Here is a 13,738-nt window from a genome sequence, read left to right as displayed (position 1 = left end):
GGCGATATGCCGTGGATTGAGCCCCTTCTCTCGGCACACGTCGGCCAGCCGTCTGTGGCCGTCCCATAAAACGTCGATGCCGTGCTTGTTGAAGACATGGTAAAGCTGAGATCGCGTCGCCCATTCTTTCACCGTCCTTTGCAGATCGACGTCCGTCACCGCCTGGGCCCCCTGTCCGCCATCGGGGGGAACTGGCCGGCCGCCATTGCTCGCCGTCGCATCGCCGACTGCATCGCGGTTGTCGATCGCTGGTGAAAGTCGAGGCGGGCGGTAGGCAATGACCGGGCAGTGAGCCGTACGAAGCAGCGTTTCCGCGACGCTTCCGCCCAGCAAGCTGGCAAGGCGCGAGCGGTAATGCGTGCCGACGATGATGGCATCGACGCGCTCTTGATCTGCCAATTTGACGATCTCTTCAGCCGGCTCACCGTGGAGCAAACGGTGCTCGCATGCAATGCGAGGATCGGGCGGTACAACGGCCCGCAACTTTGCCAATTCCTCGTCGGAAGTTTGCGGTTCTTCATCGAATAGCTCTCCAACGGGGTATTGCTCGAGCTGGGAGACATGAGCTACCACGAGCTTGGCGCCCATGTCGCGCGCCAGCGACGCCGCATAGGTCAAGACGTGACCGGTCGATTCCGAATAATCCGTCGCGAACAAAATCTTCTTTTGAGTCGGCATGGCAATCCTTCGGCGTGGATGTCAGGTAATGGTGCAACACGTCGAGGCTGGTGGATCGCTCGCCGGAAACGATTCTTCTGACGCCTCGTCGATCATCGCATCCCACAGCGCTGGCCGCGGACGGTGGGGCTGGTCACGCCTGCCGCTGCAGGACGAAGCGGCCCGCCATATCTCGGCCTCGGCCTGCCGCCAATCGTCAGTGGCTGTCCCTTCGGGACAATCATGACTTTGCCAGATTTGGTAGGCCCGGCGGGCAATGATCTCGAGATCTGGCTGTGCTGATAAGCCTTCCCGTCGTTCGAGATCTTCCGGATTACCGTTGTTCCACGAGTTCATGATTGCCTGTCTTTTTCTGCCGCTCGCATACGCCGTCTTGCAAAATATAGACCCACCGGCCATCTAATTTGCTTTTCGGCCCGATTTTCATCTTTTCGAGCGTGGAAAAGCCGGGTCCGAAGCGTAAAGAGGCGTGGCCAAGATGCGCGGTGCGCTCGGTTGTGCGGCGCGACAAATGCGCGCTGGGCGGATCTGACACACCCCCCCTCGCCGTTAGGAGCACGAGATTGCCGCCGATCATCGCCGTGACTTCTGGGTGCTTGCGGTGGCCCGGTCTGGATTTCGGTGCCGCACGACGCGCGGGCTGAACCTGGTCAGCCGCTGGCTCGCCGAATCCGCGAGACGAACTAGCGCACGGCATCGCAGTTGCAACGAGGGACGTTCGCACCAGCCATCCTTTTGAAAACGCTGACATGCCAAGAGGAGATCTCATGAAGCGCTTTGCAACGGCCTGCATCGTTATTGCTCTCTGCGGAAGCGGTTGTTCCGATTCGCCCCGTAACGGTGGATATATTGAAGAGCAGCCACACACGAATACCGCAACAGGCGGCATTGGCAGCGGAGCCACCGGAACCGGCGGCAGTGAGCCGGCCGATGTCCCGCCCACGGCGCCTTGATTTCAGGTGCGCCCAGCATGTTGTAAGGCGGCATTGTAAGTGAAATCGTACCGCTTCGACCTCACGCCCGTGCCGCCGTTTCGGCTCGATTTCACCGTCTGGGCGTTGCGGCGGAGAAAAGAAAACGCCGTCGACCGGTGGGACGGCGAAACGTATCGGCGGGTGTTGACGCTGGCGGATAAAGCGGTGGTTGTGGCGGTGCGGCAGGTTCGGCCTCCGCAACGGCCCAGGATCGAGGTGCAGGTGAGCGGCGCCGCTGCAAACGACTCGACGAAATCCGCCGTGACCGCCGCGCTCGAACGATTGCTCGGCCTGCGGACCGACCTGTCCGAGTTTTACCGTTTTGCCAAATCCGACCCCCGGCTCGATCGATTGGCGACAAGGTTTCGCGGCATGAAGCCGCCGCGGTTTCTCACGTTGTTCGAGGCGCTGGTGAACGCCATCGCCTGTCAACAGGTAACGCTGAGCTTGGGCATCCAACTTCTCAACAAGGTCGCCGCCCATTACGCGCTTTCGATCGACGGTGGTTCGACTTTTGCCTTCCCGCGTCCGGAGGATCTCGTTGACCGGCGCCCGGACGACTTCCGCCGGCTCGGTTTCAGCCGCCAGAAAGGCCGGGCGATGATTGAATTGGCGCGATCGATCGCATCGGGCGAATCCGACTTGGAAGCATTGGCTGACGAAGAGGACGATGCGGCGATCGAGCGACTGCAAGCGCATCGTGGCATCGGCCGCTGGAGCGCTGAATACGCGCTGCTGCGGGGCCTCGGACGAACGCATGTTTTTCCAGGCGACGACGTCGGTGCCCGCAACCGACTCCAGCGCATGCTCAGGCTACGACAGAAACTCGATTACCCCGCCGTGGCGCGCCGATTGCGACGCTGGCGGCCCTACGCGGGATTAGCTTATTTCCACATGCTGCTGGAGGGGCTGGACGAAGCCGGGCACCTGTCGGAGCCGTCCGACGTTGCGGCGTCAGCGAGCACGTGAGTGCGTAGGGTGGGACAAGCGAGCTTGCGAGCGCCGGCCCACCCTACAGCCCGCGACAAGAAGGAGACGGATACCAATGGCACACAACTTCAAAGTCGGCGACCACGTCGCGTGGAATTCGGAAGCAGGCCGCGTGCGAGGGACGATCCTCAAGAAGATTACTTCCGAGACCGAGTTCAAGGGCTATATCAGGCATGCGTCGAAAGACGAGCCGCAGTACCTGATCAAGAGCGACAAGACCGATCACGTCGCCATGCATAAAGGCTCGGCACTGAAGAAACTTCGCTCTCCGGCCAAGCGGTCTCCGCCGCGCAAAAAAGGCCGGTCAAGGTAGACAGGTGGCAGTCACCATGGCTCAGCTCGAACAAACCGCGATACTTCCGGATAGCGGCGATGCCGACCCGGCTGAAACGGCCGAATGGTTGGCATCGTTGCGATATATTCTCGACGCGGAAGGTCCCGAGCGCGCGCGTTGGCTCGTTTCCATGCTCAACCAGGTGCTCGCCCGCAAGGGGCTGGCGACGCACGGCCCCCTCAACACGCCTTACATCAACACGATTCCGCCTGACCGGCAGCCGCCCTATCCGGGCAACCGCTGGATCGAACACCGCATCGAGAGCATCCTCCGCTGGAATGCGATGGCCATGGTCTCGCGGGCCAATCACGAACATCACGGCATCGGCGGACACATCTCGACCTACGCCTCGACCGCCACGTTGTTCGAGGTCGGGTTGAACCACTTCTTCCGCGGAAAGGGCGACGGTTACTCCGGCGATCTCGTTTATTTCCAGGGCCATGCCTCGCCCGGCGTCTATGCCAGAGCGTTCCTCGAGGGGCGGCTGACGGAGCGGCAGATGACGAACTTTCGTCAAGAGCTCGCGCCGGAGGGCGGCCTGTCGAGTTATCCGCATCCCTGGCTGATGCCCGACTTTTGGGAGTTTTCGACCGTTTCAATGGGTTTGGGGCCGATCATGGCCATCTATCAGGCCCGCTTTAACCGATACCTGACGGACCGCGGCATTCTCGACACGAGCGGCCGTAAAGTGTGGGCCTTCGTGGGCGACGGCGAGTGCGACGAACCCGAAACGCTCGGTGAAATCACACTGGCGGCCCGCGAGCAGCTCGACGATTTGATCTTTGTCGTGAATTGCAACTTGCAGCGGCTCGACGGCCCGGTGCGCGGCAACGGGAAGATCATTCAAGAATTGGAAGGCATTTTCCGCGGAGCGGGCTGGAACGTCATCAAAGTGATCTGGGGCGGCGACTGGGACGCCTTGCTGGCCCGCGACCAATCGGGCCTGCTCATGCGCCGCATGGGCGAAGTCGTCGACGGCGAATTCCAGAAGTACAGCGTGGCGCCGGGCAGCTACATGCGAGAGCACTTTTTCGGCAGGCACCCCGAACTGCTCGAGCTGGCCGCTCACCTGTCTGACGACGAGCTTCACGGCCTGCTGCGCGGCGGGCACGACCCGGCCAAAGTCTACGCAGCTTACAAGGCAGCCGTCGAGACCATCGGCCAGCCCACGGTGATTCTGGCCCACACGATCAAGGGATATGGGTTGGGCGAAGCGGGCGAAGGCCGCAACGTCACCCACCAGCAGAAGCAGCTCAACGAGCAGGAGTATCGCGAGTTCCGTAGCCGGTTCGGCATCCCCATCTCCGACGAAGCGGTCTCGAAGGCGCCCTTCTACCGGCCGCCGGATGACAGCCCCGAAATGCAGTACCTCCGCCAGCGACGACAAGAACTGGGCGGATATGTGCCGACGCGGAGCACCAGGCCGGTGTCAACCAAGACGCCGCGGATCGAAGAATTCCCCGACTCGCTCGCCAGCAGCGGCGACCGCGAAGTCTCGACGACCATGGCTTTCACGCGGCATTTAGGGCATCTCTTGAAGCACAAGGAAGTCGGCCGCTATATCGTGCCGATCATCCCCGACGAATCTCGCACGTTTGGAATGGACGGCCTCTTCCGCCAGTTCGGCATTTACTCGCACGTCGGGCAGTTGTACGAGCCGGTCGATTCCGAGCAGTTCCTCTACTACCGCGAAGCCATCGACGGTCAGATCCTTGAAGAGGGACTGACCGAGGCCGGGGCGATGAGCAGTTTCATCGCCGCGGGCACCGCTTACGCGACGCACGGCGTCAACATGATGCCTTTCTTCATCTTCTACTCGATGTTTGGCTTCCAGCGGGTCGGCGACTTGATTTGGGCGGCGGCCGATATGCGGGCCAAAGGGTTTCTCGTCGGCGCCACTGCGGGCCGCACCACGCTGATGGGAGAAGGCCTGCAGCACGAAGACGGGCACAGCCACCTGCTGGCCATGGCCTACCCGACCATCCGTCCGTACGATCCGGCCTATGCCTACGAGACTTCGGTGATCGTGATGGACGGCATGCGTCGGATGTTCGAGGAAAACGAAACGGCGATCTACTACATCACATTGCACAACGAGAACTATCAAATGCCGGCCATGCCCGACGGCGCGCAGGAAGGCATCGTGCGGGGCATCTACCCGCTGACCTTGCTCGAGGCCGGACACGATCGCCCCAAGGTCCAATTGTTCGGATCGGGGGCGATTCTCCGCGAGGTGCTGCGCGCGCAACAGCTTCTGGCCGATCGCTATCAGGTGTCGAGCCACGTGTGGAGCGTCACCAGTTACACCCAACTGCGGCGCGAAGCGCAAGCAGCGGCGCATTGGAACCTGTTCCATCCCGACGAACCGCCGCGCACTTCCTACCTCGAGCAAACCTTGGCCGGCCACGAAGGACCGTACCTCGCCGCCACCGATTTTGTCCGCGCGGTGGCCGAGCAGATTGGGCCCTGGGTGCCGCGCGGCCTTTTCGCGTTGGGCACCGACGGCCTCGGCCGTAGCGACACACGCGAGCGGCTCCGCCGGCATTTCGAGGTCGATGCCGAGTGCGTTACACTGGCCGCATTGACGCAGCTTGCCGCGCGCGGGCAGTTCGAGAAACAACGGTTGCCTTCAGTGATCAGAGAGCTTGACATCGACCCCGACAAGATCGACCCGCTGCTGGCCTGATTGTCGATCGTCGAAAGAGGTTGAACGCCAACGTCTCGAAAGGTAGACTTGTTTGCACCGCGTCTTTCGCGGGTTTTGCGGGAACGGCAGTGGCTTGGTGCGCGAGCGCGCTGGCCGTGCTCAGATCCCGGCCGCGGAGCGGCCACGGAGTTTAGCCGTGGGTGCCAACCCACGGGAAGATGTCGCAGTGTGAGCGAAAGCCGCGTAGCGGCGGCGGAGTAGTCGGCCCTATTCTCCGCCGCCGCTACGCGGCTTACGACCATTGAGCGACCCGTGAACCGTGGGTTGGCACCCGCGGCTAAACTCCGTCGTCCGGGACGGAGAGCCACGGTCCGCGGAACAAAACTCCGGGGCGGGACTGTGCAAGCTTGTTCGGCGGCCAGGGCTTGTGCATTTTACCAGAAAGCAGCACGATCTCTAAAGCTGGTGACAAAGGATGCAAACGTTCACTCCTCGATGACGGGCATGCTGATGATCAGGCCGGCGAAACGCGGCGACTTCGGTGGCGCTTTGAAAAAGCCGGCATGGCAATTCACACATCCCGAGGTCAGCGGAATAGCGCCGGCGCGGCGGTAATAGCCGTCTTCAACAAGCTCATATTCTTCGTTGCCGTCGGCGGTTTCTTTGGCAGCGGCCTTCTCGAAATCGCTTTTCGGCTTGTGGCTTAAGCTCATAGCCCGAGTGTTCACAGAGATCCAATTGGCCTCGATCTCAGCAGATCATTCTATCGGCGAGCTCTCGACACCGCGCGAACCAATGGCATCGTCGGTGCAGGCCCAGGCCGTGCGCAGATCGCTCGCCACCGAGGCCAAGCTGAGCGTCAGTGCGGCCAACAGCAGGCCGGTACCTGGCTGCCCGAGCCATCGCGCCAACGCAAACAGGGAGAACATGACTGCCACGCCGATCATCAGCATGGATACTCGCCGGTGGAAGCGGCCGACGTCGGTCTCCGCCCAGGCTGCAAGCGGACGATAGAGATGCCGCCCCTCGTCGTGCGGCGTGCAGGATGCTTTCAAAAGGCAGCCGTTGCAACGCGACGCCGGAGCGCGGTACAGGGCCTGGCGGCTCTCGCGCTCGACCAAGTGCAACGTGAGACGCTCTCCCTGCGGACAGCGATAATGATCGGCGCCGGCGTCATATTCAAAGCCAGCCTCGGCATGCCGCCGGGCACGCTCGAAGTGCATCCGCGCCAGGGCCTCAGACAGCCGCGCGCCGGCGAGCACCACCGCCACGTAACCGAGCACCAGCCAAACTTCCAATTCAACCGGCAGACTCAGAAGCATGGGAATCGCGTTCACGCCACACCTCTCTTGCGAATCGGCCGTCACGAAACGGCCGGGCCAGGCGAAACCTCTGTGAATAGCGGGCTAACGACCGCCGTGTGCGAAATCGCCGACGGACCGCTCGGCCGCGAGCAGGAGTGCAGCGCGGCGCGACCCGTCAGACACACCAGCGGAACGACCCCAGCGATGAAAAGCACGTCGCCGGGCAGCCGCAACCACTCAATCATCGCATGATCGTTAAAGAACTCGATGGAACGCGCATGCCAGTAACCGTTCGCCACCGCGTCGCCAAGCTGCAGCACGCCAATGGGGAAGAGGTTGGCGAACACCATCCAGGCCAGGCCCAGATTGAGCGCCCAGAATGAGAAGCCGATCCACCGGTCGCTCCACTCGTCCGGTCGCAGTAGGTAGCGAAGGCAAAAGACGAGCAGCGCAATCGCTAACATGCCGTAGACCCCCATCATGGAGGCATGACCGTGATTGGCCGTCAACTGCGTGCCGATCTCGTAATAGCTGACGATGGGAAGATTAATGAGGAAGCCGAATACGCCCGCTCCCAGAAAGTTCCAGAAGCCAACCGCCGCCAGATATAGCACGGCCCAGCGGTGTGGAAACTCGGCCTCGCCTCCGAGGATCTCTTGCCGCGCTCCCATTTGCAGAAAGGTCCAGGCTTCGACGGTCAGGAAGGTCAGCGGAATCACCTCCGCCGCGGAGAAGAAGGCCCCCAGCGCCATATGTGCGGCGGGCGTGCCGCTGAAGTAAAGGTGGTGCATGGTGCCGACGACGCCGCCCACGGAGTACAGCAAGGCGTCGAAGTAAATGACCCGTGTGGCTGTTCGCTCCGAGACCACGCCCAGCAGGACGAAGACATAGGCGACCATGATGGTGGTAAACAGTTCCAGAAAATCTTCCACCCAGAGGTGAACCACCCAGAACCGCCAGAAATCGGCGATGGCAAAGTTGGTGTGCGGCCGATTGACAAGCCCAACGGCATAAAACAACGGAATGGTCAACGCGCTGTAGAAGAACAGATAGGGCAAGTTGCCGCGACTCTCGCCGACTAACTTGCCGCGCAGGCCGCGATAGAGAATGACGCACCAGAGAACCAAGCCGGCCACCAACATGACTTGCCACAACCTGCCGAGGTCGAGATATTCCCAGCCTTGCGCGCCGACGAGCGGCTTGATGTCATGCGGCAGCCAACCCTTGTAGCTGGCCGCTTCGCCGACCATGCTTCCGACCACCACGACAACCAGTGCCGCCAACAGCAGGAAGGACAAGAACCGCTGTCCGCGCGGCTCGCGGCCGGCAATCAGCGGTGCCAGAAAAATACCCGCTGCAAGATAGGCGGTTGACACGAAAAAAATGGCCAGTTGCAAATGCCAGGTCCGCGTCAGGTTATAGGGCAGCCAACGCGGCAGGTCCACACCGAAGAAGCTGCCCGTCTCCGCGTGGTAATGGGCAGTCGCACCGCCGAGAAGGGTCTGCACGAAGAAGAGGGCGGCGACCGTCAGCAAATACCAAGCGGTAGACCGTTGCGCTGGCGTCAGCGACACTTGTCCGGGCGGCAAAAAACGCAAGCGCTGCGCCTCCTGCGCGTGCCAACCCAACAAGTGCGAGTTGCGTCCGAAGATCGTCAGCATCAGGCCGATTCCGCCCAACAAAGCGATGATCGACAGCGTACTCCAAACCACCGCTTCTTGTGTCAACTGATTGCCGACCAGCGGTTCGGGCGGCCAGTTGTTGGTGTAGGAATAGGGTTGGTCGGGCCGCCGGGCGGACGCGGTCCAGGCGGTCCAGGCGATAAAGGCGACGATGCGGCGTATCTCGTCAGGGTGCGGGATGGCGCCCGGCCCCATGCCCGCCCCGCTACGGCGGCGGTTCAGTATTTCTTCCGTGTAATGTTCGAGGAGGAAGTCGAAAGCATGCGCTTGGCCTTCGGTCCAGGCGAGCGTTTCGGTTTTGGGATCGTAACGGTTTTCCTGGAGTTCTCGTTGCACCCTTTGCTGCGATTCGGCCCCGCCGCCGTAAAAGCTTTGCATTTCGAGGGCCTGACGATGCAAATAGTCGGCGGTGAAGTCAGGTCCAAGATAGGCGCCGTGGCCGTAAATCGAGCCGTACTCCATCAGCCCGTAGGTCAGGAAAGCCTGCTGGCCCTGAAGAATATCTTCGCCGGTGATGATGATTTGCCCTGTTGGCGAAGTCACCCGCTCTGGAACCGGGGCGTGATCCTGATAGACGCGCAAGGCCAGATAGCCCAGCACGGCGAAACCGGCCACGAAAGTGAGAATGACCCCCTGCAGCCACAGCGGCGAGATCACCATTGGCCGACGGGAACCATTTGTCATTGCACTACATCTCACGCACGTTGATTTCACGGTGCTCTGGCAATCAGCCGAACAAATCACGTCGCCAGCCAGTGAACCTGACACGAAGATGGCAGATGAAACGCGATCGGTCAAGCTGGCACACGTGCTGACCGGTCAATACACTTTTACTACCACGCTGCTCGATGGCGGCGACCAACTTTTCGGTGATGCTTCTCACTTCGTTGACGCGGTGCGTCAAAGCGGGCGATTGAATGCCAAGACGCACTGCGGACGCACCTGGCCTCCGGTTCCAGGGCATACGGAGTGTCAATTCGCGTTTGAGCCGACACGCCGCTCGAGCTCGATCGCTCTGGGGAACAGAATGCTATTCTCCTTGTGGACGTGTCGGTGAGTCTCGGCTTCGAGTGCTCGCAGGCCGTCGAGCATGGCCCGAAATGTGTTGCAGGCATCGGAGGGCGGAGTGCTGATGATCAGGCCGGCGAAGCGCGGGCTCTTGGGGGGCGTCTTGAAAAAGCCGGCGTGGCAACTGATGCAGCCGCCGCCGAGCGGGATGGCCCCGGCGCGGCGATAATAGCCGTTCTCGACGATCTCATACTCGTCTTGGCCCGACCCAAGTTTCTCGGCGGCGGCCTTCTCGAATTCCGTGCGCGGCTCGTGGTCGAGACTCATCGCACGCGTGTTCACCGAAATCCACCTCGCTTCCACCCTCGATTGTCGTTCCATCTCGGCGAACACGTCTTCCATTGCCCGCGCCGGCACCACGGCACGATTATTGTGGAAATAGAGCGATCGTGCATGACGTCCAAGGTCGCCGCGTAAATGCGGTGCATCAATTCCGCACGCTCCCGCGCCACGGCGACGGACACGCGATGATCGTCCGCGGCCGGCGCGGGCGTTGGGTCGCCGCTGGGCGTGCCACTGGCATCGCCCGTCGCGTCCTCACACAGGGCCAAAGCGACGCAGAACACGCCGCTAAGAATTCCCCCAACGCAAACGACGGTCAGCAATCTCACCAGCATGACGCCACCACCTTCGATCGGATTGCTTGTCGGTTTCTCGGCCGTTCGCCGCCAAAAGTGGATATGTATATCGACAATGTCATTCAGGGTAGCAAAGGATAACTGGATGTCAATATCCTTTTATTGCGACATCGCCTTCGGAAAGAAGATCTCGTCCTTTTCGTGGACGTTGAGGTGCAGATTGGCCTCGCATGGCGGACCGCTCTCATCCGCCCGGCGTTTTCGCATGTTCGGCCGTTCGCAGGGCCGCCTCATGCCGCAGGGCGCGCGGGAACAGAAAGCGGTTCTCCTCATAGACGTTCTGGTGCAGGTTCATTTCCAGGTCCCAGAGGCCGTCGAGCAGCGATTGAAACGTCTGACAGACGCCGGGTGGGGCCACGAAGCCGTGCGTCAACTCGCGAATCCGCAAGAACTCGGCGTCGAGAGCGTCGTGATCTTGCTCAAGCGAGTTTATCAGGCCGGCCAGACCGTGCGGCCCGGCGGGCGGCCTCGATTCCATCAATTCGCGAATCGCCGGAAACAACTCGCGCTCCTCGCGTTCGACGTGCGATTCGAGAAGCTTCCGGAACGTTCGGAACGCCGACGCGAGGTCTTGCGTATGGGGATGGCTCGCGGCGTAGGCCGTCGCGACTTTTTCCAGCAATGCGGCCAGACGCGGTAGCTCGCGCCGGTAGAAGGCGTGATGGACCTCCTCCAGGTGCTGGCATAATTCCGCCAGCGGCGCGGTGGCCCAGTCGGCGCCCAGCTCGTGGTGCGCCGCGCTGGTCGAGCGATCGAGTTGGGCCTTGACGATCAGCGGATCGAGATTTCTTTCACGGCACAGCGCAGTCACCGACGTTTCGGCGTCGCGGCAAAGATCGACTCCGTATTTCGTGAAAACTCGGGCCAGGCCCGGCCGAAAGGCGAGCCATTCCCGTAACGTGCTATGAACATCAGGGGGTGCCATCTGGTTTATACTCCTGCCAAGGGTCTTTCGTTCAGGCAATTCAATCTTGCAAACGGCAGGCCCTTCGGCTCCGTAGCCGCTTCGCGCCTCCGATTTCATTCTTTCCACTGTGGACATCGCCTCTTCGTGTGCTCAACTGCTGGTCTTAACACCGAATCGATGTGCGAATGTGTCACGACTCTGGTGCGCCGAAACGCGCGCGTGGGCGAATTTGACACGCCCGGCCGGCTGCGGCGCCGTACCGCCAAGGCCTCATTCTCGGCCACGTAAAGTATAACCGCTTGGCTGTCCTGGCCTCCGGCGATTGGCACGCGAGGTGCGGTTGCATCGCCTACGCGATGACTGACTCGTCGCCTGTCAGGGAATTGGTCGCATAGCTTTGGAGGTTCGTTGTGAAACACCGCTGTACACGCCTGCGCGAACGCATGGATTGTCTTATGCACGGGCACCGCGATTTGTCTCGTGCTCCCGCCTACGCCGAAGTTCTGGCCGGTCCGAGCGACAAGGAATTGCATTATTGTGGGGCTTGTGGTGGCGCCGTGTGGGTATCGGTGCCGCACGATACGCGAGGGCCGCGAACATGGGCCGGCATCGGCTTGCCGAATCCGTGATACGTTTCAGCAAAGCGGGCATTCCGCGGCACCGTTCTTGCTCCGCAAGGCATTCGCACCACGACTTGCTCGTGGATACTGGAAAAGTCAGCTTGAAAGGAATTTTGCATCATGGCCATCCATCACGCCGCTGCCGCGGAAGTTATCGACGTGCGACCGTTGGGCGCCGCCTTGAAAGATACCCTTACCAAGACGTTGGTGAAAACCGACACGCTGGAGGTGATCCGCATCGTCCTTCCCGCCGGCAAACAATTGCCGCCGCACCGGGTTGAGGGAGAAATCACGGTCCAATGTCTGGAAGGCCGTCTGGCTTTCGACGTCGAAGGCACCGAACACGAACTGGCGCAAGGCCAGATGCTTTATCTCGCCGGCGGCGCCACGCACGCGCTGCGGGGCATCGAGGATGCGTCGGTGTTGGTCGCGATCCTGTTGAGGTGACATCATGTTCCAGCTCAAACGAGCTTATGATCCGGCCTCGCCCGATGACGGCTGCCGCGTGCTGGTCGAGCGGCTTTGGCCGCGCGGTGTGAGCAAATCGCGGGCAGCAATCGACTTGTGGCTCAAAGACGTGGCGCCCAGCACCGAGTTGCGGAAGTGGTATGGACACGATCCCGACCGCTGGGAGGAGTTCCGCCGCCGCTATTGGGATGAATTGCGCTCCCATCGCGACGCCGTACACGAGTTGCGAGGGAAGGACCGCGAGGGGAAGGTCACGCTGGTCTACGCCGCCCACGACGAGGAGCATAGTGGCGCGCTGGCCCTCAAGCAGTTCCTGGCCGGGCACAAACCACGCGCCCGCCGTTGACGGCTTTCACAACTGCTTCCTTTCGCAGTTTCCCGTTTAATCGATTGCCATCCACCGCGGGCTTATTACGTCCTGATACAATGCGCAATGTGTCGGGAAGACACCCGCGGTCGAGGAGGACGAGACATGCACTATCTTTACGGATCGAAACGCGACGTGCCGCGTAAGCTCGTGGCGACGTTTGACGGCGAACAGCAATTGCTGGCTTACGTGCGCTGGGCTACGTTGTCCGAGCAGGGCGGCGTTTGCAAATTCGAACAGGGCAGTTCGCTGGCGGGCTACCAGGGATGGAGCCACTCGCCGCAACCGCTCAACGACGACGACCCCACCGCGGTCGACCACAATCCCACGCCCAGCATGCTGTAAATGAGCCCGGCGACTGAAGTGAAAAAGCGGCCATTGCGCCGCCACGCCCCGAATCGGCTGGCCGCTTTCTATCGCACCACGGTGGGCAAGAAGCTGGTGATGGCGGTCTCGGGCATGGTGCTGTTCATCTTCGTCATCACGCATCTCGCCGGTAACCTGCAAATCTTTCTCGGCGCGGAGAAGCTCAACGACTACGCCGCGTTGCTGCGGCGCATGCCCGAAGTGCTTTGGCCGGCCAGAATCGGTTTGCTCGCGGCGCTGGTGGTTCACGTGATCGCCTCGGTGCAGATCGTGGTCACCAATCGCCGGGCAAGGCCCGTCCGCTATGCGGTGAAACGCGACGTCGAAACGAACTATGCGGCTCGAACGATGGTCATCAGCGGGCCGCTCGTTTTGCTCTACGTGATTTACCATTTGGCAATGTTCACGTTCCTCGCCACGGGGCCGGGCTACAGCCCTACCGACGTCTACCGCAACGTCGTGCTGGCCTTTCAAGTGCCGGCGATTTCGGGCGTCTACCTGGCCGCCATGGTCTTGCTGGGCTTGCACCTCTATCACGGCACGTGGAGCATGCTCCATTCGCTGGGACTCAGCAGTCCGCATTATCGCTGGCTGCGGCGAGGGTTGGCGCCGGCCGTCGCGGTGGCGATCGCGGCCGGGTACATTTCGATTCCGCTGGCCGTGCTGGCCGGCGTCGTGCAGTGAGGAGTTCCGCC

Annotated in this window: 15 protein-coding genes; 7 read left to right on the top strand and 8 right to left on the bottom strand. The window is 61.6% G+C overall.

Features of this window, described 5'->3' with window-relative positions; translation table 11 throughout:
• A partial coding sequence (locus VNH11_26235) for a universal stress protein (protein HVA49893.1) occupies positions 1–678 on the bottom strand: 678 nt, incomplete at its 3' end.
• A gap of 313 nt (positions 679–991) precedes the next feature.
• A complete protein-coding gene (locus tag VNH11_26230) occupies positions 992–1,471 on the bottom strand; it encodes a hypothetical protein (GenBank protein ID HVA49892.1) in 480 nt (159 codons plus the stop codon).
• 199 nt (positions 1,472–1,670) lie between these two features.
• On the opposite strand from VNH11_26230, the gene VNH11_26225 reads away from it, so the two are divergent.
• The 3 genes from VNH11_26225 (at position 1,671) to aceE (ending at position 5,662) form a co-directional block, all read left to right on the top strand.
• Positions 1,671–2,621 carry an AlkA N-terminal domain-containing protein gene (locus tag VNH11_26225; GenBank protein HVA49891.1) on the top strand — a complete coding sequence of 317 codons (951 nt, stop codon included), beginning with the start codon at positions 1,671–1,673 and terminating at the stop codon, positions 2,619–2,621.
• Between the two features lie 76 nt (positions 2,622–2,697).
• On the top strand, positions 2,698–2,955 hold the full coding sequence (locus VNH11_26220) for a DUF2945 domain-containing protein (protein HVA49890.1): 258 nt from the start codon (positions 2,698–2,700) through the stop codon (positions 2,953–2,955).
• Positions 2,956–2,971: 16 nt separating this feature from the next.
• A complete protein-coding gene (aceE, locus tag VNH11_26215; GenBank protein ID HVA49889.1) occupies positions 2,972–5,662 on the top strand; it encodes a pyruvate dehydrogenase (acetyl-transferring), homodimeric type in 2,691 nt (896 codons plus the stop codon).
• Between the two features lie 446 nt (positions 5,663–6,108).
• Here aceE and VNH11_26210 read toward each other — a convergent pair whose 3' ends face one another.
• From VNH11_26210 to VNH11_26185, 6 genes are all read right to left on the bottom strand, one after another.
• Positions 6,109–6,336, bottom strand: a complete 228-nt coding sequence (locus tag VNH11_26210) for a hypothetical protein (protein ID HVA49888.1) — start codon at positions 6,334–6,336, stop codon at positions 6,109–6,111.
• 45 nt (positions 6,337–6,381) lie between these two features.
• On the bottom strand, positions 6,382–6,960 hold the full coding sequence (locus VNH11_26205; GenBank protein HVA49887.1) for a hypothetical protein: 579 nt from the start codon (positions 6,958–6,960) through the stop codon (positions 6,382–6,384).
• Positions 6,961–6,986: 26 nt separating this feature from the next.
• Positions 6,987–9,293 (bottom strand): nitric-oxide reductase large subunit, encoded by a 2,307-nt coding sequence (locus VNH11_26200; protein ID HVA49886.1) that lies wholly within the window; start codon positions 9,291–9,293, stop codon positions 6,987–6,989.
• Between the two features lie 288 nt (positions 9,294–9,581).
• Entirely contained in the window at positions 9,582–9,998 is a 417-nt protein-coding gene (locus tag VNH11_26195) for a hypothetical protein (GenBank protein ID HVA49885.1), read from the bottom strand.
• Complete coding sequence (locus VNH11_26190) at positions 9,956–10,294, bottom strand: hypothetical protein (GenBank protein ID HVA49884.1); 339 nt, start codon at positions 10,292–10,294, stop codon at positions 9,956–9,958. The genes VNH11_26195 and VNH11_26190 overlap by 43 nt, the downstream gene beginning before the upstream one ends.
• Positions 10,295–10,499: 205 nt before the next feature.
• Complete coding sequence (locus tag VNH11_26185; protein ID HVA49883.1) at positions 10,500–11,240, bottom strand: hemerythrin domain-containing protein; 741 nt, start codon at positions 11,238–11,240, stop codon at positions 10,500–10,502.
• Between the two features lie 722 nt (positions 11,241–11,962).
• Between VNH11_26185 and VNH11_26180 the strand changes: the two genes are divergently transcribed.
• The 4 genes from VNH11_26180 to VNH11_26165 all read left to right on the top strand — a co-directional run bounded on the left by VNH11_26180 (position 11,963) and on the right by VNH11_26165 (position 13,727).
• Positions 11,963–12,289, top strand: a complete 327-nt coding sequence (locus tag VNH11_26180; protein HVA49882.1) for a cupin domain-containing protein — start codon at positions 11,963–11,965, stop codon at positions 12,287–12,289.
• A gap of 4 nt (positions 12,290–12,293) precedes the next feature.
• Positions 12,294–12,656, top strand: coding sequence for a DUF488 family protein (locus VNH11_26175; GenBank protein ID HVA49881.1), 363 nt, complete (start codon positions 12,294–12,296; stop codon positions 12,654–12,656).
• 126 nt (positions 12,657–12,782) lie between these two features.
• Complete coding sequence (locus VNH11_26170; GenBank protein ID HVA49880.1) at positions 12,783–13,022, top strand: hypothetical protein; 240 nt, start codon at positions 12,783–12,785, stop codon at positions 13,020–13,022.
• Positions 13,023–13,727 carry a succinate dehydrogenase cytochrome b subunit gene (locus VNH11_26165; protein ID HVA49879.1) on the top strand — a complete coding sequence of 235 codons (705 nt, stop codon included), beginning with the start codon at positions 13,023–13,025 and terminating at the stop codon, positions 13,725–13,727.
• The last annotated feature ends 11 nt before the right edge of the window (positions 13,728–13,738 follow it).

The organism is Pirellulales bacterium, assembly GCA_035533075.1.
Classification (GTDB): Bacteria; Planctomycetota; Planctomycetia; order Pirellulales; family JAICIG01; genus DASSFG01.
This window is presented reverse-complemented; position numbering and strand designations above follow the sequence as displayed.